20 protein-coding genes are annotated in these 24,967 nt (G+C 59.7%); 4 read left to right on the top strand and 16 right to left on the bottom strand.

The genetic code is table 11. The features are described from left to right. Positions 1-355 precede the first annotated feature (355 nt). From AC4PS7_RS06160 to AC4PS7_RS06140, 5 genes are all read right to left on the bottom strand, one after another. A complete protein-coding gene (locus tag AC4PS7_RS06160) occupies positions 356-1,810 on the bottom strand; it encodes an outer membrane protein transport protein (protein WP_021491572.1) in 1,455 nt (484 codons plus the stop codon). 130 nt (positions 1,811-1,940) lie between these two features. Next, complete coding sequence (gene praB, locus AC4PS7_RS06155) at positions 1,941-2,435, bottom strand: alkane oxidation protein activator PraB (protein WP_021491573.1); 495 nt, start codon at positions 2,433-2,435, stop codon at positions 1,941-1,943. A 132-nt stretch (positions 2,436-2,567) separates the two neighbouring features. Further along, positions 2,568-3,062, bottom strand: a complete 495-nt coding sequence (praA, locus tag AC4PS7_RS06150) for an alkane oxidation protein activator PraA (RefSeq protein WP_010209993.1) — start codon at positions 3,060-3,062, stop codon at positions 2,568-2,570. A gap of 132 nt (positions 3,063-3,194) precedes the next feature. Next, positions 3,195-4,475 (bottom strand): alkane 1-monooxygenase, encoded by a 1,281-nt coding sequence (locus AC4PS7_RS06145; protein WP_010209991.1) that lies wholly within the window; start codon positions 4,473-4,475, stop codon positions 3,195-3,197. A gap of 294 nt (positions 4,476-4,769) precedes the next feature. Next, positions 4,770-5,768: an alpha/beta fold hydrolase gene (locus AC4PS7_RS06140; RefSeq protein WP_029529126.1), complete on the bottom strand. Its 999-nt coding sequence runs from the start codon at positions 5,766-5,768 to the stop codon at positions 4,770-4,772. A gap of 267 nt (positions 5,769-6,035) precedes the next feature. On the opposite strand from AC4PS7_RS06140, the gene AC4PS7_RS06135 reads away from it, so the two are divergent. From AC4PS7_RS06135 to AC4PS7_RS06125, 3 genes are read left to right on the top strand one after another with little or no spacing between them, the layout of a single operon-like run. Continuing rightward, positions 6,036-7,574 carry a flavin-containing monooxygenase gene (locus tag AC4PS7_RS06135; protein WP_010209985.1) on the top strand — a complete coding sequence of 513 codons (1,539 nt, stop codon included), beginning with the start codon at positions 6,036-6,038 and terminating at the stop codon, positions 7,572-7,574. Beyond that, positions 7,571-8,461 carry an SDR family NAD(P)-dependent oxidoreductase gene (locus AC4PS7_RS06130; RefSeq protein WP_010209983.1) on the top strand — a complete coding sequence of 297 codons (891 nt, stop codon included), beginning with the start codon at positions 7,571-7,573 and terminating at the stop codon, positions 8,459-8,461. Before AC4PS7_RS06135 ends, AC4PS7_RS06130 begins: the two co-directional genes overlap by 4 nt. A gap of 15 nt (positions 8,462-8,476) precedes the next feature. Further along, on the top strand, positions 8,477-9,310 hold the full coding sequence (locus AC4PS7_RS06125; RefSeq protein ID WP_010209982.1) for a metal-dependent hydrolase: 834 nt from the start codon (positions 8,477-8,479) through the stop codon (positions 9,308-9,310). On the opposite strand, the gene AC4PS7_RS06120 is transcribed toward AC4PS7_RS06125, so the two are convergent. Next, a complete protein-coding gene (locus tag AC4PS7_RS06120; protein ID WP_010209980.1) occupies positions 9,307-11,382 on the bottom strand; it encodes an EAL domain-containing protein in 2,076 nt (691 codons plus the stop codon). The two genes, AC4PS7_RS06125 and AC4PS7_RS06120, sit on opposite strands and share 4 nt — an antisense overlap. Positions 11,383-11,715: 333 nt before the next feature. Here AC4PS7_RS06120 and AC4PS7_RS06115 point away from each other — a divergent pair, with 333 nt between their 5' ends. Then, positions 11,716-12,045 (top strand): DUF6388 family protein, encoded by a 330-nt coding sequence (locus AC4PS7_RS06115; protein ID WP_137206042.1) that lies wholly within the window; start codon positions 11,716-11,718, stop codon positions 12,043-12,045. A gap of 4 nt (positions 12,046-12,049) precedes the next feature. Here AC4PS7_RS06115 and AC4PS7_RS06110 read toward each other — a convergent pair whose 3' ends face one another. Genes AC4PS7_RS06110 through AC4PS7_RS06065 form a run of 10 tightly spaced genes read right to left on the bottom strand, consistent with a single transcriptional unit; the run spans position 12,050 to position 24,963 of the window. Further along, a complete protein-coding gene (locus tag AC4PS7_RS06110; RefSeq protein WP_137206043.1) occupies positions 12,050-12,895 on the bottom strand; it encodes a serine/threonine-protein kinase in 846 nt (281 codons plus the stop codon). Next, entirely contained in the window at positions 12,892-13,605 is a 714-nt protein-coding gene (locus AC4PS7_RS06105) for a PP2C family protein-serine/threonine phosphatase (protein ID WP_492179227.1), read from the bottom strand. The genes AC4PS7_RS06110 and AC4PS7_RS06105 overlap by 4 nt, the downstream gene beginning before the upstream one ends. After that, a complete protein-coding gene (tssM, locus tag AC4PS7_RS06100; protein ID WP_492179226.1) occupies positions 13,602-16,937 on the bottom strand; it encodes a type VI secretion system membrane subunit TssM in 3,336 nt (1,111 codons plus the stop codon). Before tssM ends, AC4PS7_RS06105 begins: the two co-directional genes overlap by 4 nt. Positions 16,938-16,952: 15 nt before the next feature. Further along, a complete protein-coding gene (icmH, locus tag AC4PS7_RS06095) occupies positions 16,953-17,813 on the bottom strand; it encodes a type IVB secretion system protein IcmH/DotU (protein ID WP_045792012.1) in 861 nt (286 codons plus the stop codon). A 5-nt stretch (positions 17,814-17,818) separates the two neighbouring features. Further along, positions 17,819-19,147, bottom strand: a complete 1,329-nt coding sequence (gene tssK, locus AC4PS7_RS06090) for a type VI secretion system baseplate subunit TssK (protein WP_010209970.1) — start codon at positions 19,145-19,147, stop codon at positions 17,819-17,821. Between the two features lies 1 nt (position 19,148). Further along, a complete protein-coding gene (gene tssJ, locus AC4PS7_RS06085; RefSeq protein WP_021491578.1) occupies positions 19,149-19,643 on the bottom strand; it encodes a type VI secretion system lipoprotein TssJ in 495 nt (164 codons plus the stop codon). After that, on the bottom strand, positions 19,640-20,812 hold the full coding sequence (gene tagH / locus AC4PS7_RS06080; protein WP_187517004.1) for a type VI secretion system-associated FHA domain protein TagH: 1,173 nt from the start codon (positions 20,810-20,812) through the stop codon (positions 19,640-19,642). Before tagH ends, tssJ begins: the two co-directional genes overlap by 4 nt. A 16-nt stretch (positions 20,813-20,828) precedes the next feature. Beyond that, complete coding sequence (locus AC4PS7_RS06075; RefSeq protein WP_010209967.1) at positions 20,829-20,960, bottom strand: hypothetical protein; 132 nt, start codon at positions 20,958-20,960, stop codon at positions 20,829-20,831. Positions 20,961-21,001: 41 nt separating this feature from the next. Continuing rightward, complete coding sequence (locus AC4PS7_RS06070; protein WP_045792010.1) at positions 21,002-22,534, bottom strand: sigma-54 interaction domain-containing protein; 1,533 nt, start codon at positions 22,532-22,534, stop codon at positions 21,002-21,004. Continuing rightward, positions 22,531-24,963, bottom strand: coding sequence for an AAA family ATPase (locus AC4PS7_RS06065; RefSeq protein WP_492179225.1), 2,433 nt, complete (start codon positions 24,961-24,963; stop codon positions 22,531-22,533). Before AC4PS7_RS06065 ends, AC4PS7_RS06070 begins: the two co-directional genes overlap by 4 nt. Between the last annotated feature and the right edge of the window lie 4 nt (positions 24,964-24,967).

Raw genomic sequence — 24,967 nt, 5'->3', positions numbered from 1 at the left:
AAAAGCCCTGCGTAAACCACAGTTCTCTTGATACAGCCAAATCATCAACGCTCTGTTCGACCTACATTGTTCTTCCCTGAAACCATTGCGGTTCGGGTAGAACAAATCTCTTGCATCTGAACATGAGCTGAAATAGGAATAATCTGAGTGATGAGTAGTACCAAACCACGCAACTAAACGCGCAGCCGATCGACGCTTGAAAAAGCGGGAGAGTTGCCAACAACTATTCATTTCTCACGTGGAGATAATTAGGAGACATGAACGGGTTACGCGAGCATCCCGTTAAAAAGAAACATCGAGGATAAACGCACCAAGATGCGCTTGGCGCGTTTATCCCTAATGTTGGGGCATTGAACTAGAACGCGTAGGTAGCCGAAACAGAAACAACATCACCTGAAGATTCGGCTTTGCCATTCAGGCTTGCGCCACCGAGGCGATCGACGTTTTGGGTCTTGAGCTTGACCTCTTGCACAAACTGGTGGGAATAGGCCAAGTCAACACTCAGCCCCTTGATTGCTTTCACGTCGTAGCCGGCCCCCAACGACAGGAATGTACGGTCGCCATCCGGGATTCGCGGGTCGCGAGTCGAATTGCGGGTAGGTGTCTGATCAAGGGCGACACCTGCACGCAAGGTCAGCTCATCGGTAACCCGATAGTCGCCACCGAGGGAGTACATCCAGGTGTTCTTGTAGTTGTAGGGAATGGACACAATAGTGGTGCCGCCGGAGTTAAGCGTCAGGTCCTTGAACGAGGACCACTCCGTCCAGGTCACGCTCGCTCCCAAGGTGAAACGATCGTTGAACTGGTGTACCCAGTCCAGACCCGCCGTGGCAGGAATGTCCAACTGCACGCTGGCGTGGGCGCCGTCCGGTGCCAACTCCAACCCTGGATAAGCGGTGTTCACCAACGTACCGCTACCGCCAAACGGACTCGGTTGGGTCATCAAGTTGTAGGAAAACTGATCGGCGTAAATATTGTATTTGCCGGTCATCTTGTTCTTGATCTTGGCGTGGTAATTCAAGCCAAGCGTATCTCGTTCTGTGGGCTTCCAGACCACGCCGGTAAACCAGCCCGCCGAAATATTGTCAACTTTGACACGCATCAACGCATGGCCAACATCCGATGGGAAATTGATACCACCCAGCACCGAATCGGACACTGCAGCGGCAGACAGCAAGTCGACGTTCTGGCTGACGAACCCCTTGCTGTGCTGAACGATCACCCCGCCTCCGATGGAGAACTGATCATTCACTTTGAAGGACAGGGAGCCGGTCAGCCCCACAGTTTCGATTTTGGTGTCCACTGCAAAGTCGCGCAGTTTCGAGTTCTCATCCCAGGTAGAGCGCATGCCCTGGGGCACAACTTGGCTCAAGCCGAACGCGAAGCGATCCCCGAGGGGCATGACCATGAACCCGGTTGGCAACCAGGCCGTAAACCCGCCCTGCCCACCGTCATTGTTATTGACCGTAGTCGCCGTCCCATCGGGAAAACCATTGGCATCCAATGGCGTATTGGAAATGGGGTTGCCCGCATAATCAGAGGCATCGCCCTTGTACTTGATCTTGATGCGCGCGTAGTCGACCGTAAATTGCGCAACGTTGTGCTCCACAAACGCCATGGCCGCCGGGTTGTTGTACGCTGAGCTCGGGTCGTTCTTAAACAGTGAACCACCGGCAAATGCCCGGCCCCACCCTGGCGCCCCGTAGGTCGGTGTTGAAAAACCGCCGGCCTGTGCGGGTGCCGTCGCCATAGCCCCGCCCATCAACGCCAGCCCCAGCAAAACCTGCACATGTTGTTTCTTATTATTCATGCGGCACTCCTTATTATTATCTCTGAGCCAGCCCTGCCGGTTCGTCTTGCGGCTTGCAATTCATGAACTGGCGCCCTGTGGAGGCGCCAGTTTTTCACCGGGTGATCAACCCTTTGTTCTCAGGCCTTCTTCAAGGCACGATGGTCAGTGCAGGGCTTGGGGTAACACTCAGGCTTACCACGGTGCAGCTGCCGCTCAGGGTCTGGTTGGTAGCGGTCAGCACACCACCGCTGTAGCCCACGGTGATGGTGGAAGGCCCGCAATTGGAGGCGGGATACAGAATCGAAGAGGCAATGGTGTAGCCGACGTTGGTCACTGACCCGGCAGCAGGACCGGTGGCAGTCAACGTCCAAGGCAAGCCGGTAATTTTAGGCAGCGCACACAGGCCGCCACCGGTGACGGCGACGTTGGTGATCTTGGCAACACCGGTCGCATCGACGTTCCCGGTAAAGGTGGCGCCACAGTTAACGGTGGCCTGGAAGGACGACGGTGACTTCACCGAAATGGTGCCTGGCGCGGAGAAGTTTGTGCTGACAGGACTGATGCTGTAGGCATTCGCCATCGAAGCAGCACCCATGCAAACAGTCAAAGCAGTCAACGACACGAGAGTTTTCAAGCTTTTCATTGTTTTTCCTCACATGTTATGGCGAATTCATTTCGCCAGGGGTAATGGCCATGATCGAGAGGTCACGGTGAAACTGCAGAACTTCCCTTTCCAGCCAAATCTCAATTCAATTACCGCAACAACTTCCAGCGGTTATTCAACAACTTTAAAGGTCGGCGGCATCTTGATAGATACCGTCTTGATTTTGCAGTCTTCGCCGATGGGCACATTCGTGGCTTCCAACTTGCCGGTGGCGTTGTCCCATGTACCGTCGGCAGTGGATGGCCCGCACTTGCCGCCCAAACCAAAGGCATGGACATCCACGGCGATCTTCGACATGGAACCACTCTTGGTGTCTTTCGCGACGAGTACCCAAGGCAAGTTGATGGCTTCCACCCGGCTGCACTTGAGGCCGCCGTCGAATTCGACTTTGTCGACGTTTACCGATGAACCATCAGCCGCCACCTTGCCGGCCACTTTGATGGTGCAATCAGCACTGATCAGCGCGCCTTTTGAAAAACTGATGGGCCCTTGGGCGGTAAACGCACTGCCGGCGGGTTCGATACGGGCGGCCTGGGCCTGGTGATAGGCGATCAGGCCCAGCGCAGCCAATACGATATGGGTGGTGAAGGTGGCAGGTGATTGCATGGTGTACGTCCTTCCCTTTAATTATTTTTGTTCGGGTCAAACAACTTTCTGGCAACTGATCTGGAAACGGGCGGGCGATAAAGACCTGCGCGGCATCCAGACCCCGAGTACACAAACACTGTAAAGTTGAACTTAGAACGGTTTGGCGCTGTTGCTGTACTTCTCCAGATACTTCAAGCGCTGTGACGGCTGAAGATTGGTCAGGGTAATATCCCCCGCGTAATGATTCAGTACCCGGTGATCCATGCGCCGTCGCCACAAGTAAGGCACATAAGCCCAGACAATCATGCTCGCATAGCCATACGGCAGTTGCGGCGACTCATCAAAGTGACGCAACGACTGATAACTACGTGTGGGGTTGGCATGGTGATCCGAGTGCCGTTGCAACTGGAACAGAAAGATATTGGTAACAATGCGATTACTGTTCCATGAATGCCGTGGCGAACAACGCTCGTAGCGACCATTGGGCAATTTCTGACGTTTAAGGCCGTAGTGCTCTACATAATTCACCACTTCCAGCAGCGAGAAACCGTAGATGCCTTGGATGATCAGGAAAGGAATCACTGCTGCCCCCAGCCAGGCGATCATTGCGCCCCACAACACCACGCTGTACATCCAGGCGCTGAGCACGCCGTTCTGCCAGTGCCAGGCCGGCAGGCCGAGCTTGCGCAGGCGTTCGCGCTCCAGATTCCAGGCCGATCGGGCACTGAACCAGACCGAGCGTGGCAGGAAGGCCCAGAAGCTCTCCCCCAGCCGCGAACTGGCTGGGTCTTCTGGTGTTGCAACGCGTACGTGATGGCCACGGTTGTGTTCGGTGTAGAAGTGACCGTAGAACGTCGGGGCCAGGGTGACCTTGGCCAGGAACACTTCCAGCGCATTGGGTTTGTGCCCCAGTTCATGGGCGGTGTTGATCGCGATGCCAGTTGCGGCGCCGGTCGACATGGCCATGCCCAGGTAAGTGAACGCACTCACTTCGCCATGCAGTTGAGTACGCGTGGTGATGTAGCTGGCCGCATGGGACAAACCGCTCGACGGTTCCAGGCTAGCGGCAGCCTGCAACAGCCCACCCTGGATGATCCAGTCGATACCGCCAGCGGCGAGCCAACCGGTGATCACCACCGACGAGATAACAAAGAGCACGCCGGTGTAAACGATCCAGCGGTAGTAACGTTGCGATTCGAGATGGCTGACGGCGGATTCGGGCGGGTTGCTCACGTCTTCACCGAGCAAGCCATCGATCAGCGGGATCAGGCCGAAGATCACCAATACACCGACCCACCAGAGCTGCTGGACACCGGTGGTGATGGCCAAAGCGCCGGACAATAAAGGCGTGGCCAAGGGCATGATGCCCAACCACCACAGGTGACGCTTGCCGTCGGTCCAGATGCTTGGAGCTGCCAGTGTCTGATTCATGGCAGCCTCCGTTGTAGGGGGGCGGAAAACAGGTTCAGGGAGCGTTGGATGCTCCGAGCAATCAACCATGCGATAAAAGACGTTTTTTTCATTTTTATTCGCTCTTAGGCATTTCAAAAATCATTTCAAAAGAAACATTGAAATATTTTTTTAAATAAATAGCGCGGAATCGTTAGGTCGTCAACTAGTTTTTCGAGGCCTTTTTTGTGTGACCGGACAGTCTCTTTTGCAGCCGCTTGGTCAGGTCTCTAGGGCAAGCATTTCGGACGGTACAACCCGCGGTGAGTGCCACGATTATTGGCTTGTCAGGGCGAACGGAGGATGCAGGATAGCTGCGGTTTGCGCTGGCCGCGCACGCTTCGCCAGCTGTTGCACCGCCTCCACCACCCGCGCGGTGGCAGTGATCGGCAACATGTGCCCGCGCCCCTCCACCAACTGCAGCTTCAGCCCTGGGACCTTATCGGCCAGGGCCTGGCCGTGTTTGCGAAAGTCGAGGACCTTGTCCTGCGCGCCGTAGATCAGGCTGATGGGCAGCGTCAATTGCGGGTAGCGCTTGACCATCTCCGGCAGGTCGTCGTTGACCAGGGCGATCTCGCTGGACGCGGCATAGAAGTTATCGGGGCGCATGCCCAGCAGCCCGCCTCCACGGGTGGCAAAATCGTCGGGGGCGCTGTCCGGTGCGAACACGCCTTTGACCACGGCACGGCGCGTCAACAGGCCCATAGGCACCGTGAGGGTGTGAGACACCCAGCGCCGCAGCCAAGCCGGTCGCACCGCCAGTGACCAGAACACCAGCGGCAAAGTGGGTTGTGGATGGGTCAGTGGCGCCACCAACACCAACCCCGACACCGCGTGGGAATGGTCAAGGGCCAGCGCCAGGGAAATCGCCCCGCCCAGGGAATGCCCCAACACTATGGGTTTATCCAGGCCCAGCGTATTGATAAAGGCCGCCACTTGCCGCGCCTGGGCCGGCAGGTCCGCAGCGGTGCCTTTATGACGCGTGGAGTAACCCGATCCAGGACGATCGAGCGTGATAACGCGGAAGTGCTCACGTAACTGCCCGGACAGGGCATACGTCAGGTTGCGACTGCTGCCCATCAGCCCATGAATCATCAGCAGCGGTGGGCCCTTGCCCTCTTCGTAATAATGAAAGCGTTCGCCGTCCACCTCCACAAAACGCCCGCTGCCCGGAACGGCGGCTTCAATGCGCCGAGTCATCCACGCACTAAACCCCCATGAAATGGCGCTCGCGCCTATCAATACAGCCGCAGCGATAACCCATTCAACAGCCATAGCTCGGTCCTCTGCTTCCCTGCTGCTGTCGACCTGACCGGAATTGATCAAAGCCTCAGCTATCGCCCACACCCTGGACCTGAATATCGCGCCTGTCCGTCGGACAAGTCGCACATGAGGAACCTGGGACTAGCGTAGGTGATATTTTCAGGTAGATTATTTAAAATCTTTTTTAAAATAAGTAATTCAATTTTTCTTTGCAATGGTGTTCTATCTAAAAGACACAACAAGAAAAGGAGCACACCCGATGCCCATGAAGGAATGCTTATGAATGCCCAGAGCGACTCAATCGATATCGCCATCATCGGCTCCGGCTTTGCCGGCTTGTGCATGGCGATCAAGCTCAAGAAGGCCGGGTTCACCGACTTCTTTATCGCCGAGCAGGCCGACACCCTCGGCGGCACCTGGCGTGACAACCACTACCCAGGCTGCGCCTGCGATGTGCAGTCCCACGTGTATTCGTTTTCCTTCGCGCCCAACCCAGACTGGACGCGGCAGTTCGCGCCCCAGGCAGAAATCCGTGCGTACTTGGAGCAATGCGCCACGCGCTACGAGCTGGCGCCCTACTTGCGTTTCGGCATGGGCCTTGAGCGGGCGGTATTCGATGAGCAACACCAGCGCTGGCAATTGCGCTTCAGTGATGGCCGCCAGGTCAGCGCGCGGGTGCTGGTGTCGGGCATGGGCGGCCTGTCGCGTCCGGCGCTGCCGGATATCCCGGGACTCGACAGCTTCAAGGGCAAACGCTTCCACTCACAGCAGTGGGACCACGCGTACTCCTTGAAGGGCAAGCGCGTGGCGGTGATCGGCACCGGCGCCAGCGCCATTCAGTTCGTGCCGCAGATTGCGTCCCAAGTGGCTCATCTGGACCTGTTCCAGCGCACGCCACCGTGGATCATGCCCAAGCCGGACCGGGCAATCTCACCTCTCGAACGCTGGCTGTTCAAGCACCTGCCCTTCACCCAACGCCTGGTGCGTAGTGCCTTTTATTGGGCTCTGGAAGGCCGCGTGGTCGGCTTTGCCCTGCACCCACGGCTGATGAAAATGGTGCAGAAAATTGCCCTGCGCCATCTGCATAAACAAGTGGCACGCCCTTCCCTGCGCAAGACCCTGACCCCGGACTACACCATCGGCTGCAAGCGCGTGCTGATTTCCAATGACTACTACCCCGCGCTGTCGAGAAGCAATGTCGAAGTGGTCACCGACAACGTGCTGCGCATCGAAGCAGACGGGGTGATCACTGCCGACGGTATCAAGCACCCAGCCGACTGCCTGATCTTCGGCACCGGCTTCCAGGCCACTGACCCCCTGCCCCGCGACTGCATCATCGGGCGCGACGGCGTGGACCTGATGGATGCCTGGCGAGACGGCGCCCATGCCTACAAGGGCACCACGGTGCCCGGCTATCCCAACCTGTTCCTGATCGTCGGGCCCAACACCGGCCTGGGGCACAACTCGATGATCCTGATGATTGAAGCCCAGGTGACCTACATTCTCGATGCACTTGAGCAAATGCAGCGACATCGCATCGCCAGCGTGGACGTCAAACCCAGCGTGGAGAGCGCTTACAACCAACAGCTGCAAGCCAAACTCAAGCGCACCATCTGGAACACCGGCGGATGCCAAAGCTGGTACCTGGACCCGCGCACGGGCAAGAACACCACCTTGTGGCCGGGCTCGACCTGGCGCTTCAAACGCGTCACCCGCCAGTTTGCGCTCAAGGACTATGTGACCAGTCGGGTGCCGATCCATGCGCCCCACCGTCCTGTGCCTACAGCCCATTCCACTGCCGAAGGGAGCCTGTCATGAAGTCATTCAACGGCCGCGTAGCGGCCATTACCGGCGCGGCATCCGGCATGGGCCGCGCCCTGGCAATGGCCCTGGCACGGGAAGGCTGCCACCTGGCACTGGCGGACAAAAACAGCCAGGGGCTGGAACAGACGTTGGCATTGATCAAGGCCTCCACCCTGGCCCCCGTGCTGATCACCACCCAGGTGCTGGATGTGTCCGATCGCCGGGCCATGGAGGACTGGGCTGCGCGCTGCGTGGCCGAACACGGCCGGGTCAACCTGGTCTTCAACAATGCAGGGGTGGCCTTGTCGAGTACGGTGGAGGGTGTGGACTACGCCGACCTGGAATGGATTGTCGGCATCAACTTCTGGGGAGTGGTCCATGGCACCAAGGCGTTTCTGCCGTACCTGAAAGCCTCAGGAGAAGGCCATGTCGTCAACACCTCCAGCGTGTTCGGCCTGTTTGCCCAACCGGGCATGAGCGGCTACAACGCCACCAAGTTTGCCGTGCGTGGCTTTACCGAATCCCTGCGCCAAGAGCTGGACATGCAACGTTGCGGCGTATCGGCCACCTGCGTGCACCCCGGTGGGATACGCACCGATATCTGCCGCAGCAGCCGTATCGACGCCAACATGACCGGGTTCCTGATCCACAGCGAGCAGCAGGCCCGCGCCGACTTCGAAAAGCTGTTCATCACCGACCCCGACCAGGCCGCCAAGGTGATCCTGCACGGGGTGCGTAAAAACAAACGTCGCGTGCTGATCGGCCGCGACGCCTATTTCCTCGACCTGCTCGCCCGCTGTCTGCCGGCGGCCTATCAAGCCCTGGTGGTGTTCGCCAGCCAGCGCATGGCGCCGAAACCCCGCACACCGGTGCTTGAAACCAACGACGAGCCTCGTCTCTGAACAGGAGCACGCACTATGCTGCCGATCCGCCGTGACATTCATTTCGCCCTGCCCGCCGAGCGCATCAAAAACTGGCATGAACAGGGGCCGTTCATCACGCACTTCTTCAACGCACTGTCGCTGCTATTCCCCCAGGGCGAGCTGTTTTTCATGGACAGCGTGCGCCACTACCGCCAACGCATCGACGATCCAGCGCTGAAGAAAGAGATCCAGGGTTTTATCGGCCAGGAGGCCATGCACAGCCGTGAACACGTGGCCTACAACGATCTGCTGCAAGCGGCCGGCCTACCAGCGCACACGCTGGACCGTCGGTTGAAGTTCATCCTCGACCTGCAGAAAAAACACCTGCCAGCTTCGTTCAACCTGGCCGTGACCATTGCCCTTGAACACTACACTGCGATGCTGGCCGAAATCCTGCTGAGCGACCCGTCTCGCTTCGGCGATTCACTCAAGGGCTACCAACAGATGTGGTACTGGCATGCCCTGGAGGAAACCGAACACAAAGCGGTGGCCTTCGATGTCTGGAACACCGTGATCAAGCCCGGGCCGAAGCGCTATTTATTGCGTACCGGGACCATGCTCACCACCACGGTGTTTTTCTGGCTGGTGGTCTTCGATTTCCACCTGCGCCTGCTGATCGCTGACCGCAAGTCCGGCGGGCACCTGAAAGGCTTCTGGCGCATGCTGAAATTTCTGTATGGGCCCAAGGGAGTTTTCCCACGGATGCTGGTGCCGTGGCTGCATTACTTCAAACCCGGCTTTCACCCCTGGGACCACGACAACCGTGCGCGCCTGGCGGGAATCGACGGGTTGGTCGAGGAGATCGAACAGACTCAGCGCGGGTATTAGGCTTGCGCCAAGGCGGCGCGCTCACGCACAAAGTCTTCCAACTGATCTGCCGGCAGTGCCTTGCTGAAATACCAGCCCTGGATAATCAATTCGGCGCCGGTGTTCAGAAAGGCCAACTGCTCGGCGGTTTCCACGCCTTCCACCACCACACCCAGGTTCAGCGCCTCACAGAAGCGCAGCATGCCAGTCATGACTTGGGCGCCTTTGGGGTCGCGCTGGGCCACCACGAAACTGCGGTCGATCTTGATGAAATCCACTGGAAACTGATGCAGGTAGCTCAAGGCCGAAAAGCCGGTGCCGAAGTCATCGATATAGACCTTGGCGCCGATGGCCTGCAGCTTCTGGATGGTTTGGCGCGTGACCTGAATATCGCCGACCAGCGCGTCTTCGGTGATTTCCACCGAAACGTGCCCGTGGGCCTGGGCCAGGATTTCTACGAGGCGTTCACCATAGGCGGCGTCGGTCAGCGTCGCGCTGGAAATATTGATAGTCATCGGCAGGACAAAGCCGAGTTTCTGCCACTTCTGGTACTGGCGAACCGCCTGGGAGGCAACCCACACATCCACGTCCGGCATCAACTGCGCCTGGGCCAGCCATTGCAGGAACTCCCAAGGCGAATGCACCTTGCCCTGGGCGTCACGGGCACGCATCAGCGCTTCACAGCCGGTGCACAGGCCGGTGCGCGTCGAGACTTGTGGTTGGAATTCGAGGTAGAAATCGTAGTCGCTGATTTGCTGGATGCGGCTCAGTTCATTGGCCTGGCGCGCCAGGGCCTTGTGGGAGGCGAGCACCGGATCCAGCTCACGCAGCCGGCCCTTTTCTTCAAGACCACGGAAGGTCATGTCCAGAGACTTGAGGTAGACCGTGCCGCCTTCGGTGGCCTGGCGATGAATCGCAAGCACATACGGCGCATACACCAACGTGCCCAGGCCCAGCAGCGTCAGTTGCAGCGCCACCGCCGCGAAGTCACCATGGGTGCTCAGGTAGGCATTGAGCAGCACCGGCGCTGTGAGTGGAACGCTGACCACCGCCGGCGAGACCCAGCCCATCTGCACCACCGTCAACGCCACCATGGCATTCAACGCGGGTACCACCAGAAAGGGAATGAACAAGCGCGGGTTTAGGATGATCGGCAAACCGAACAACAGCACCTCACTGACGTTGAACAGTGACAGCGGCAGACTCGCCATCGCCAACAAACGCATGGACTGGCTCTTGGAGAACAGCAGGATCGCCAGCAACAGGCATAAAGCTCCACCCGAACCGCCGATAAACGCGAAGCTGCCCAACAGGCCGCTGTTCAACAGGTAGTTGATCGGCTCGCCCGCCGCCGACGCCGCACCGTTCAGCGCCACCGCCTGGTCCAGCACATCGAACAGCGGCTGCATGGCGTACACACCGTGGATGCCGAAGAACCACAGCAGCGAATTCATCAGGGTCACAAACAGGCCGCTGCCGTAAGGCGACTCCAGGGCATGGAGTACTTGGGGCCCCTGGAGTTGCGCCACGTAAGGAATCTGCAGCAGCAAAGACAACACCACCACCAACGCCAGCGCGGTGATGGCGCCCGGTACCACCATATTGATAGTGCCCCGCAGGTTGTGCCCCACCAGGTCTTCATTGACCAACCGAGTCCAGCGGTAACGGTGCAGCCACGCAATCGCCGGCACATTCAACAGCGGCGAAGCAATCGCGATAAACAGGACGAAAGTGGCCGAAGCGCGTGGGTATTCACGCAGGATAAACGTTGCCACCACTACATGGGCCAGACACAGGAACGCCACCGGCAGTTGCGGCAATCGATGCTGGATTGCCAACATGTAACCGATGGACGCAGCGACCAGCAGCGGGATCACAGAGCTGATTTGATTGTGCAAGCCAGCGAAGAACGCCACCACTTGCGCATCGAAACCCAGCATCCGCGCGCATTCGGACAGGATCAGGAAACCGGCAGACACCAGCAGGCAAGGCAGGATCCACAACAAACCTTCGCGGATCGCTCGAAGAGACTCCGTGCTGGCCAAGGCGGCCAGACGTTGGGTGAAGAAAAGCTTGAACAGCGTTTGCGCCATGACCGATCCCTCTGCCCATCGCCCACTGTCCCTGAAAGGCAGGGCCGGAAATACGGGGTTAACGCTACACGTCAAGGCACGCTGAGCGAAAGCCTTTTGCCATTTATCCAGATGTTTTTCCATAATGGATGACAGGCAATTCCTCAGATTTCAAAAGTAATTGAGTTTTGTGACGTGGGCCACTCACTAAATCTGCTTCGGTGCTGATGACCTTCCTGTTATTGTTTTTACTCAATCCTATGCGTGCCTGGACCAACCGCCGGCGATACAAACGCACCCGCCGCCTCGCGGCAGGCCACGGACCAAAGCCCGGCCATTGAATGGAGTAAGCCCTTGTCACCACCCGGCGATAACCACCAGTTGGCACTGGACAGATTCCTCAACGAACACCCCGATGTTGCCGCAGAACTCGAGACCTTGAACCCGCTGGCCGCACAAGCCAAGGGCGAAACCCTGGCACACTACCGCGCCGAACGGCTGCATGAAGCCTTCGAAGCCGAAGCCGAACGTCAGGGCCTGTTTGCCTGGGAGTTGACCCTGAAACTGACCGCCGAGTCCCCCGAAGCCTTTGAAGCCCAACGCCTAGACGTCCACAAGGAAGTAGCACAGATGGCGGGGCTGAGCTGGGACGAATACTGCCGGATACATGATGTGGCCGGTTGACGCATTAGCCCCTGAACCATAGGCACCGACGGGCTGCCAAGCCCTCGCACAGCTCGGCAACATCGACGGTTCGCTGCTCAGGGTCAATGGCCAATGCTGAACGTAACAACGGCCAGTACTGCCTGGGCAGTTGCCTGGGTCGTGGCAATCGTTGATTGCGTTGAGGCTCTACGGGCCGCCGTCCTTCGGCCATCTCATAGAGCACCCGGGCCGCCCCATACAAGTCGGCGCTAGCCGACGGCAATCCTCCTGCTATCAGCTCCGGTGCCGCATACGCCGGCGTCCAGGCATTCAGCCGGTTGCGGCTCAAAGCCGGCAAGCCCGCCTCTGCCTGGGCTTGCGCGTGACCCAAGCCAAAATCGAACAAGCGTAGCCCCTGCTCCCCAACCATGATATTCGCCGGTTTCACATCGCCATGCAGGACACCCTGCCGGTGGGTGTAGGCCAGTGCTTCCAGCAGTTGCAGGGCCATGGGTTGCAACTCTTGCCATGGCAGTCCTTGAGGACACTCCTGGAGCAGGCGATCCAGGGTCAGTCCAGGCATCACTTCCATAGTGAAGAATGCCACTTGGAGGGCTGTGTCTACCTCGAACGAAAATGCACGCACCACGTGATCATGGCGCAGGCTTCGGGTCAGGGCGAACTCGCTGTAGAGAAGCACATGCGCGTCGGTGGAGGCGGATAGGCTCTCGCCTAACAATTTCAGCGCCACACGGCAGTCTGGCTCGCCGAAAGCTTCATGCAGCAGATCCCGCGCGCGATAGACCACCCCCATGCCCCCGGTGCCGAGGATCCGCTCAAGCTGATAGCGCCCCGCCAGCAAGTTCGGCGGACCTGCCGCTGCGCTCATGGCTGGACTACCACGGCGGTCAGGTCATCCCGTGCCGGCCCCTGCAGCACGCCACGGAACAACCGATCCACCACCTGCCGTGGCGTGCCTGCGCTCATGGCACTCCCCAACTCCTTATGGCTGAGCCCCTGGTACAGACCGTCGCTGCACAACAAAAACACATCACCGGGCTTGGCGCGCAGCTCCAATATCTCAAGGCTCAATGGCTGCCTGGCTCCCACCGCACGGGTCAAGGCTCTTGCGCCAGGATGAGCCTGGGCCAGTTCCGGGCTCAACTGTTGCGTGTCTATCAGTTGCTGCTGCAGAGAGTGGTCCCGCGAGAGTTGATACAGCCGCTGCCCTCGCCACAGGTAGCATCGGCTATCCCCTGCCCAGACACAGGCGGCGCGATGGTGCTCCAGTAACAAAACCACCACCGTACTGCCCATGATGCCCGCCACGCCATCGGCAGGTTGTAACTGGCTGTCGAGGCCTCGCAGGCACCGCCCAACGGCCTCGATGCGTTGGTCAAAATCGCCTTGGCCGGGCAGTGCAGCAAGGCTGCGAACCACCCGTTGGCTGGCTACATTCCCGGCATGATGCCCCCCCATACCATCCGCCACCGCCCAACAACCACGTTGCGGGCAATCGAGGAACGCATCCTCGTTGAGTGTGCGGCTCTTGCCTTGCGCCGTGCGCCCGGCACTCCGCCAGGGCTGTGCACCGCTCACAGTTGCTCCGGCAGGCGGAAGGTGCGCCATGTCGCCATCTGAAATGGGCTCGAGTCACGTTGACTGGTGAGCAGGTAATTGGCCCGCAGACCGGCCAGGTCAGCCTTGAGAACCTGCGCATCCCTGCCGCTCGCGGGCTCGCTTTGCATCAGGTCGAAAAACCGGAACAACGACCAGGCGCCACTGTCTTTCTCAATGCCCAATGGCCGCTCGGCACCACGCTCCAGCACCAGGCTGCTGCGACCATTCTCCGCCTCGTTTGGCCAATGGAACGCCACCGGCACGATCGGGCCGTGGCGGTACTCCAACTGCTGATCACCCACCCGTAGCGTCGCCCGGCTGACGGCCTGGTCCAGGCTATAGGGCGCCAGCGTGAACCGTACGGCCAACTCCCCCTGATCCTCGGTGAAAAAACCTTGGCGAATGATCTGCGCCCTGGTCAGTTGTTCCAGTAACGAGCGCGACATCGGCAGGCTGCGCCCTTCTATCCCCCGCAGGCGATAGCGGTTGCCCTCAACGACGACGAACGGCCGCAGGTAACTCTCATAAAAGCGTGCCATGGCACCCCGAGGCTTGAAAAACGCCTGGAAATCGCCCAGGGCAACGTCGCTGCCAGCATGCGCATCGAATGGGTAGCGGCGCTGAATGGCTTTCGCATAGAAGCCATAGACTTCGTTTTGATAGTGCTGATTCACAAACCCGTAGGCGTTATCGAGCAGCTGGCGCCAGCTTTGGTCGGCAATACCTTCGAACCACCCTTTGAGCGGCTGCGGGAAGCGAGCCGCCGTATCACGCAGGTTGCCCAGCAGGGGCTGCTGTCCATCCATGCGTTGCCTGGCCATTTTGAACGCTGCCTGCTCCGGTGAACTGTCCCGGCTCACTGCCGACAATTGCAACTGCAGCTCATCCAGCAAGCGCAATGCCTGCGTCAACTCGCCCCCTGGGTTCTGCTGTTCGTCGAGCAATAGGTGCAAGGGCTCGAAGCGGCGTTGCAAGGCACGCCGGGCATTATCCGGTAGCCCCGCGCGGGACAGGCTCCTGGACGTCACCGCGCCCAGCCCGGCGACTGGCTGGACTGCCGTTTCAAGTCGATCGGAGACCGACACTAACCGTGTGTTTTCGCGCACCTGCTGCAACAGCTGCACCAGGGCCGATTGAGCCGATGTAAGGCTTGCGAGATATTCAGCGCCTTGTTGCAGGCTGCCACTTTCGCGCAATCTGATTCGACCGAGGGCGTCGCTCCAGGCGTCGGCGTACTCACTGAAATAGCGCTGCTCCAGCGCCAGCATCAGCCTGCGCAAATCTGCTGCGCTGAGATCGCCGCCCTCTCCAAGGACCCAATTGTCCTGAGCAATGGCATGGACCATCTGAGTGCCCTGCTGTTCGAATAACTGCAGGTATTTCCTGGTGTAAAACCCCGGTATGGGCGGTGCAACCCTGGAAAACGCCGGGCCTTCGGCCAGCGGGTAAGGCTCCAGGTTCCGCGCTTGTTCCCGCAGCGCCCGGTAGACCACCTCCGCCAGTGACTCCCCGCGTAATACCAGGCGCGCCCGGGCGACCAGCGCTTCATCCAACGGCGCCAGAAACGGTTGTTCGAGGAGCCGAGCAAAGTGCTCATTCAGGCGCTTGTTCGCCGAGGAGTCTCCCGACCATTGGCCAGACACATACTCTGCCAGCCAGGCGTTATCACGCCGCTCACGCAGGTTGAGCATCAGGTAGGCACGCAGGCTATCCAGCAGTTGTTCGCGGTCACCCAGGCTGCCTCGCACGCGTCCTTCGAGCACGGTGGCCACGTATGGCAGAAACCGCTGCTGCAAGGTGTGCTCATAGGCTGCGGCCAGCGGTGCAATACTCAGCGCGCCCTGATACAAGCCGGCCCGATCGATCCACCGAGCTTGCGCCTGTGACGAAAACACTTGGGTTGCCGCCAGGCGACTGTCCAGCAGCGTCAGCAACGCATGGCTCTCGTCCGCCCCTGGCGGGGTGCCGGTCTGGGTGTGGATCAGTCCCGTCAGTTGCAATAGGCGCTGATGGTTGAACGAGTAACTGTGCGCCCACACTGCCCCCACTGTCCCGATGACCACAGTCGCTGCCAGCGCCATCCATCCGTGGCGCCGATGTATGCGCTGCCGCTCCGGGGTCAGCAGTCCGGCCTGGTCGGCCTCGGCAAATATCACGCGTTTAAACAACCCCTGGACAAAATGCGGACGTACATCGACGGTCTTCGCACAGGTCAGGTAGAAACCTCGCAGGGCATTGATCGGCTGATTGCGGTTGACAGAAAACGCCGCCTCGATAAACAGGCACAGGGCGTCACCGATGCGTGCGACCTGCCGGGGAAAATCAAGCATGTGCCCTCGGCGCTCGACATTTCGCTCTTGATGCAAGCGCGGAATCAGGTCTCCACCCAGGCGCTGCAACAGGTTCTCGAACACGTCTCTCACCTGGGCGAGGTCCGTACCCAGGTCCCCTCCCAGGACCTGCTCTGTGCCATCGCCCTGCTGAGCATCAAAAAACTCGGCAAAACCGGCCAACCGGTCAGACTGGGTCAATACCAGACACACCGGCACATCCACGTGCAGTGTCTGTTGGATGTCCTGCAAGCGCGTACGCACATGGCGGGCATGACGCTCCAGGTCGTGCTCGTTGCTGCTTGAAAGTGTGTCGGCCGACAACGTGACAACTACGCCATTGAGTGGCCGCGACCTGCGCCGCCACTTGAGCAGATCAAGCAGCGTCGACCATCCGGCTGCATCCACTGAAGGGTCCGGCTGGCCCAAGTAACGGCCCGCAGCCTCGACCAGAACGGCGTCTTCGGCAAAATACCAGTCACACCAAGACGTAGCCCCCAGGGGCGCCGCGTCGGGGTGGTCGAATGGGGACGGCAAGCCGCTGGCCGCCAGCAGGCTGGTCTTTCCACTGCCTTGCTCGCCAATCAACAGATACCAAGGCAACTCGTCTCGCCAACGCTCACTGCGCTCACCGTAGCGTCGTGAGGTTTTCAACGCCTGCAGCGCCTCCTTGAAGCGCGCCCGTACCTGTCGTATTTCCTCGTTGATCAATGCCTGCCGCTGATGGCGCTCATGTTCTTCAGGCTGATTCAACCGAGCGGTACGACGCGCGCCCATCCCGACCATCGCCAGCCCCCACAGCAACAGCAACCCGCTGATGGTCAGCAAACGGGACGTCGGGCTTTGCCAGAAACGGTAGTCATCCACCGCCAGCAACGGCCCGAAGAACCACACCAGCAGCGCACAGGACAGCACCAGCAGCAAGCTATATACCCAACTTTTACGTAGCACCGTACCCACGCCTTTGAAGAATGCGTTCATCCATTGCTCCCTGCGTTACGAGGGTGTCCGAGACAGGCCTGACACCGGAAATTGAAGAGGTTGCAGTGCCGCCTCGCGCTCCTGGCTCAGCACCCAGGCAAACCCTGAATACATCACCAGTAAACAGGCCAGCACACCGACAGCGGCCCACATGGCGGAGACGATGCGTATTCGTACGCGAGGAGCCTTCCCCCTCTCTGGGGAAATGGATAGCGGCACCCGGTCACCCCGCACATGCCTGATCTGGCGGTAAACAGCATCCTGAACCGCTTCGAGTTGCCTTCTTCCCCGCTCCATGACGCGGTATTTGCCTTCGAATCCCAACGCCAGGCACAGGTACATAAGCTCGAGCATGGCAATGTGCTTGACGGGATCGCGGGACAAACGCTCCAGCAACTGGAAAAACTTTTCACCACCGAAGGTTTCGTTGTGAAAGCGGCTCAACAGGCTCCTCTTGGACCAATCGCTGCAACTTCCCCACGGCGTGGTGACTACTGCCTCGTCGATAACACTGCACAGCACATAGCGTGCAGACATCACCTGGCTGGTCTCTGCCCCCAGGTGCAAGGCATGGGCCTCAAATGCGCTGATGGCCGATGAGAGCTGGTCATTGAGCGCCTGCAAGCTTTCCCGAGCGGGGCTGGCCTTGAGCTGGGCAACCTGCGACAGGAGCTCCCAGGCCGCAGCCAACAGCATGTTGGTGCCCATCTTGAAACGCTGCCCCGGCAGGTTGGCGGCGTAGATCATCCGATCTTCCAACTGCTCGAAGCGTGGCGGCGATGGGAAGTCCGTAACGGGTCCTCGTGCCGGTCCGAGCCCATCACGGTCCAGCAATACGGTTTTTTCATCCAGCGGGTATTCACTGTCCATCGTCATGGTATTCAGTTCCTGATAGCCCAGAAGTTGAGTTCCAGCTCGGCGAACTCACCGCTCGCGTGGAAGGCAAAACCACCCGACTGCTCCAACTGCGCGATGTCACGCGGACTGAGTTCGAGCATGAAATAGGTTTTGGCGGCGTGATATGGAATCTGCCGCGGTGCGACCGGCAGCGGCTGTACCTTGATACCGGCCAGGTGCAGGTTCACCAGCTCGCGGATCCGTTCCACGGGACCGATCTTGAGATGCGCTGGCAAACGATGGCGAAGCTCTTCCGAATCACATTGGGCGGTGGCGGCCAAAATGAATGTGGCAGTGCCGAGCAACTTGAGATCGCTGACCGGGCAAACCAGCACCCCGTATTGCCGCTGTTGCAACACCAGCTCGATGGCATGTTGCTCCAGCACCGACGACAACACTGTGCGAAGCCCCTCCATCAGCCCACGAAAGCTCGCCCCCTGATCACCATGCCTGTAGTGCACGGCAAGTTGCGCGCGCTTGTTGTCGTTGGCGAACGTCGACAGCTCACCGAGGATCGACAGCAACTCTCGATACAGCCGCTCCGGTCGCACCTGGGCCTGTACCAGGTAGTGACGCAGGATCAACTCGGCACGATTGATCAGTTGCAGCATTAGAAAGTCGCCGACCTGTGCGCCTGTCGAGGCGCCACTCCCCTGGATTCGCGCTGCAATCGCATCGCCACGCGTCGCCAGCAGGCTGATCACCTCCTTGATGCATGACGACACATAACCGGTGCCCTGGAGATAGATGAACGTCGGCACAAAATCCGCATCCAGGCTTACGCCGTCTTCGCGCGTCGAATCCTGCACCTGGGCGACCTGGAGTTTCACGTAGAACGCATCACTGGGCCCCTCGCCCAGCATCAGGCGCAAGTCCGGGCGTGCGCAGTTGATCTGGCAACGCGAATCGGCGCCAGCGTTGGAATCGCCGATCTCTGTTTCACAGGCGACGTAGCGTGCCAGCACATCGCTTTGCTCCTTCCTGCGCACTTCGACCTGATTCTCCGTCGCCAGCGGCAACGCCAGGTAAACAGCTTGCCTGCCCGCGTTGGCAGGCACCTGCAACACCAAGGGCTCCATCGCGCCGCTCAACTCGAACAAGCTGCCGTCCGGCAATACTCCACTGGCCTGGTTGACAACCACCTTGCCCAGATTGAGGTACTGCAAATCGAGGTCCAGGGTCAGGAACCCCCACGCATCACTGCTCAGCAACCGAGTTCGGTTGAGCTGTCGATGGTAGTAGCGGTCGTTGTGTTGCAAGTGCTGGGGCCGCAACAGCATGCCCTCTTGCCAGATAACGTTATGGACCAGCATCTCAATTCTCCGCCCTGTCAGTCTGAGGGGCTGCCATCCGCAGGCCCGTCTGGTCCAGCACAATGTCGGCACGCGTCAATTGCCCCGGCGCCACCGGCAGCACCAGCCGCCATTGCACATGAGGCAAGTCGCGATAGGCCGCCAGCACGCCGACGTAGCGGCTATGCGGCTCGACACTGAGCTTGAGTGCCTGCTGTTCACCAGGACGCAATTCCAATTCCTCGCCGCTGACCCAATCCTTGGAGAGCGTCTGCTCGGCGCGGTCGTACAGGCTGAAAAAATCGGCGTTTTCAAAGGCCACGGGGTGCCGCAGTTCAAGCAGTTGCACCACCACGGGTGACGGGCGACCGTGAAGGTCGGGGTTGACTTCATCACCTGCGATCAACGTCAGGTCGAGTTTGGTCAGGGTCGAAAAAGGTGAAAGGCTGCTACATCCGGCCAACAGGCACAGTGCTGACACCCGTGACAGGGCAGTAATTCGGTACCTGAACGTCATCCTGGGCACCCTACATTCAGGGTGGAAACCAGGCGTACCTGCTCCCCGTAGGCATTGGAAAAGTCATTGCGCAGCAACTGATCACCCAAGGAGTTTTCGTCAACCAGTCGTCGATAGTGGCGTTGGTAACTCCGCCAATGGGCCGCCTCGGTGAAAAACCTGGGGCGCTTGCCCTCGCGCTCGAAACACGGCAACAACTGCCCAGGCGCAAAGGCTGCCAGTGCACCCCGTACCGCGGCCCGGCAGGCCACGACCATCGCCAGCTGATGAACTTGCAGGTCTCGACAGGCCTCGGCGACGGCTTGCTCGGCAGCGAGTTCACCCGACTCACCAGTGCCCAACAACGACGCCATGGCAGCCTGGCTGTCGGCGCAGACTTTCAACGGGTTGCGAATGTTCAGCACTGGGGAGACCAACGCAACGTTGATCTCGCTGTTGAGCTCATCGCGCGTTCGCAGGCTTTGCTGCAGCCCTTCGATGGCGTGCCTGAGCAGCCCTGCCACCTTGATCGCAAGGGCTTCGCGACCTGGCGTATCAAGCGTGTCCAGTGGCAGGCCCAATGCTTGCGCGAACTGCGGCCAGAACGCTTGCGAGGCAGCAGGCGCGGCGATGACGGGTTCGGGAGGGTTCACTTGCCTGTCGGGTGCGGCCCATGTCGGTACGACCAGATGATCGCGATCCACAGGCCCTTGCATGTGGGATTGGGGAGACACCTGCGTTGACGCATCCAGGGCATCCAATTCTGCCGATGAGTCGACGCACAATTGCTCGCGATCCAGTGCATGAAGAGGGTCAAGCCCGAGGAATGCGTCGTCTGGAATCAAGTCATTCCGAGCAAAGGGCCGCCGTTCATTGGCCACCAGGCGAGCACGAATTTCCAGCTGGCCCAGTTGGTACACTTCCCCCTCGGTGATCAGCCGCGCTTGCCCTTTGTCCAGGCGTTCCATGCTGCCTGACACCGTGATGCCATTGCTGCTGATATCCGTCAGGAAGTAGTGACCTTCTCGATAACTGACCAGGGCATGATGACTGGAGATCAGGCGATGGGCATCGGGGATGATCCAGTCACACCCCACCCCACGGCCGATCACACCGCCAACCCCCTCAAACGTCTTGCGGGCCAACGGTTCACCGTTCACGACACTGCAGACTTCAAACACTAATTGCATGGCAGAACTCTCCTGCTCACTGCCCACGACGGACCGCCTGGGGATCACCCAAGGGGCGGTAGTCGGCATCGTCAAAGACATAATTGGCGTTACAGCCACTCAACAAACACAGCGCAAGCAACAGGGCTTGCCATGGATGAAAAAACATCAGGTATCTCCCATGAAAACCAGGTGCCAGCACGTCCCCACTCAGCACTCCTCACGGACATCGCCAACGGGGATTTTCAGACGCGCCAGGCGATAGAGCAGCGTGCGGCGGGCGACGCCCAGCTCACGCGCAGTTCGGGTGCGATTACCACGGTTCTTGTGCAAGCAATCGATCAGGAACACCCGCTCTACCCGCTCCAAGCGTTGGCGTAACGTCGCATCGACAGAGGTATTGGCAGGTGGTGCAGGCAAGGAAAGATGCACCGGCAGGATCACTCCGTCATCGCAGAGCAGTACTGCGCGCTCCACCAGGCATTTGAGCTCACGGACATTGCCGGGGAAGGCATAGCTCGACAGTTGGTCGAGGGCCGCGCTGGACCACGACACCGGTACACGTCCCAGCGCAATGGAAGCCTGTTGCGCAAATTCCCGCGCCAGCAACAACACATCCCCGTCGCGTTCACGCAAGGGCGGCAGTTCGATGGGAAATTGCGCCAGCCTGTAGTAGAGATCTTCGCGAAAACTGCCTTGGGCTACCATTGCGGCGAGGTCGCGATGCGTCGCAGCGATGATGCGCACATCAACCTTGTGTGCCGCACTGGCGCCCAGCGGGCGAACTTCGCCCTCCTGCAGAACCCGCAGCAACTTGGCCTGTAGAGACAACGGCATGTCGCCGATTTCGTCCAGGAGCAGCGTGCCACCATGCGCCGCGTCAAACAGCCCGACATGGTTGCGTTCAGCCCCCGTGAAGGCCCCTTTGCGATAGCCGAACAGTTCGCTTTCCAGCAACCCTTCCGGAAACGCCGCACAGTTTTGCACCACGAACGCTTTGCTTTTGCGCGGCCCTGCAGCGTGGATAGCCCGCGCCACCACCTCTTTGCCTGTCCCCGTCTCGCCACGCAGCAATACGGTGTAAGGCGTCTGCATGACCTTGCCGATCAGGCGGTACGTTTCATCCATCGCCGAACTGCTGCCGATCAGCCCAAATTCTGCACGGGGGGCCGGTGTACGGTCATTCTGGAGGGCGATACTTCCTGTGGAACATTGACGCTTCAGCAGAAGCAGCTGCATCAAGGCAAAACTGCCCAGTTGGCTCAAGGAGACAGAGTAGTCCTGCAAATTTTTCCGGCATTGACTGGCGCATACCAACACGCCGTTGATGGCCTTGCCGCGGTTGAACAACGGCACGCAGGACAGCGCTTTCCAGGGGGATGCCAGCGTTGGCAGAAACCCGCATTCATACACGCTGTCGGTGGGATCTTCCAAGCTAAGGGCCATCTGATGACTGAGTACATGGCGCAGCATCTGCTCATGCTGAAAGTCCTTGGTGCCGACCGGATCGCCGGAGCTAAGCGCTCCGGACAAATGCTGGGCAATCAGCTCAAGCCGGCCAGTGGACTCATCTCGCCAGTACCACTGACTGAGTTCGCATTGGCTCAACTGCGCCACCGCCGTAACACATAGACCGGGCAACGTGGCTTCGTCGCCATCGATACCCAGCCGAATGAACCAGCCAAGCAGCGCGTCGGCGTAAGCCCGCGAATGGGGTTCCTGGTTGGACCGGTCGTCCCTCATTGGCTGAACTCACAGATGGGCATGCCATTCCCCGCCAGGTACGCATGCACATGCGTCAAGGGTTCATCTTGAGCCATCGCCCGCAGCAAGCGGTCCACCACCTGCGGTAACAAATGCAGCTCGATCCACTGGTCAATAAAACGAGCGCCACTGTCTCCGTGGGAGCAATGCTCGGCCATGTGTGCAACCAGGCCTGGCGTATAGCTGAACGCCAGCTTGCGCAGACTTAACCTCTGCCCCAGGCGCTCCAACTTAAGCCTGGTCAAATCATTCAGAATCTCACCCGTCACCGGGTAATACGGCACCACACGTATTCGGGCCAATAACGCGGGTTTGAAGTGGTCACGCAGCAGAGGACGGATTGCCTCTTGCAGCACGTGCATCTCAGGTCGCTGGCCACCTGCGCACAGCTCACCGATGCACTCGCTGCCCAGGTTGGAAGTCATCAGGATCAGCGTGTTGCGAAAATCGATTTCCCGGCCTTCCCCATCATTGGCCACGCCCTTGTCGAAAATCTGATAGAACAGGTTCAACACTTCCGGGTCGGCTTTCTCGACTTCATCGAGCAGCACCACCGAATATGGGCGTTGGCGTACGGCTTCGGTCAGCACACCGCCCTCGCCGAAACCGACATAACCGGGCGGCGCCCCAATCAAGCGAGACAGCGAGTGTTTTTCCTGAAATTCGGACATGTTGAGGGTGGTAACAAAACGCTCACCGCCATATAACAGATCACCCAGGGCCAACGCAGTCTCGGTCTTGCCGACGCCACTTGGGCCGACCAGCAGGAATACTCCGACCGGCGCATCGACCTTATTGAGCCCGGCGGCAACGGCGCGCAGGTTGCGGTCCAGGGCTTGCACCGCGTGTTCCTGGCCAAGAATGCGCGCGCGCAGCGCATCGGCTAGGCCCAGCACCCGTGCACTGTGTTCGAATGCCAGTTGTTCAACCGGGATACCGGTCCAGCCACTGATGACTTCGGCCACCAGGCGCGGGCACACCTGCTGCGTCGATGTTGGCTGTTCCAGCCAACACTGCTCCAAGTGCTGACGTTCACTTTCCATCGTCTCCATGCGCAGGTTAAGTCCGTGCAACACCTGCTCATCCACGGGAAACCCTTCCTGCCTGTCACGACTTATTGCCTGATGCTGCCGCACACCTTCTGCCTGTTCCGCGTAGAAGCGTTGCAATGCCTCCGGCGCCGTGTCCCGACGGGTACGCAAGCGAGCGCAGGCGGTGTCCAATACATCCACTGCCTTGTCCGGCAACTGACGCCCGGACAGATAACGCGCGCTCATCTGCGCCGCCGCTACCACCGCGTCGTCCCGTACGTAAACGCCATGGCTGCGCTCATACACCGAAACCAGTCCACGCAGGATCGAAACCGCTTGCTCGACGCTAGGCTCGCCAACCAATACAGACTGGAAGCGCCGCGCCAGTGCGGGGTCTTTTTCGAAGTATTTCTTGTATTCCGACCAGGTGGTGGCGGCGATGGTGCGCAGTTCGCCACGGGCCAGGGCTGGCTTGAGCAGATTAGCGGCGTCGGACGCGCCCGCCTGGGCGCCCACCCCGACCAGCGTATGCGCCTCGTCGATAAACAGGATCACCGGTTTCATCGAGGCGTTGACCTCGTCAATCACGCCCTTGAGGCGCCGTTCGAATTCCCCCTTGATGCTCGCGCCGGCCTGTAGCAGCCCCATGTCCAGGGTTAGCACCCGCACATCCCGGAGAGGTTCCGGCACCTGCGCAGTGACAACGCGCAACGCGAGGCCTTCGACAACGGCCGTCTTGCCGACCCCGGCTTCTCCGACAAGTATTGGGTTGTTCTTGCGCCGGCGCATCAGGATGTCGATCAACTGGCCAATTTCAGCATCCCTGCACAACACCGGATCGATACGTCCTTCACGGGCCTGCCGTGTCAGGTCGTGAGTAAAGCGCTCCAGCAATGAATCAACCGTCGGCGCAGGACCTGGGCAAGGCGCCTGGCCCAGCACGAAACCATGCACCCGTTGCACGTCCAACCGGCTCAATAACACTTGATAGGCACTCCCCGCGTACTGCAGCGGGTGACGCAGCAGTGCCAACAGCAGGGCGCCGTGATCGACCTCAGCCTGGCGCAGTTCCACATGGGCAACCATCAGGGCCTGTTGCAGCCATTGCACAAGCGCCAGGGCAAACACTGGATTGCGCGAAGCACTGGCCTCCCCCTTCGGTTGCAGTGTGGCTTGCAGCTCGCCGGCCTCAATGCCCGCATCCGCCATTGCCCGTACCAGAAGGCCGTCTTGATGCTCCAGCAGCGCCAGCAGCAGGTCCTCCACCAACACTTCCCTGCCCCCGCGTGTCACGCAGCGTTCAGCAGCGCGCACCAAATCCCGGCGAGCCTGGGCGGTCAATGTCTGGATAAGTTGTTGCAGATCCACATTCATCATAATG

Source organism: Pseudomonas sp. DW-iso3 (assembly GCF_058725305.1).
The sequence above is the reverse complement of the archived record's forward strand: the minus strand, read 5'-3'. Positions and strand labels throughout refer to the sequence as shown.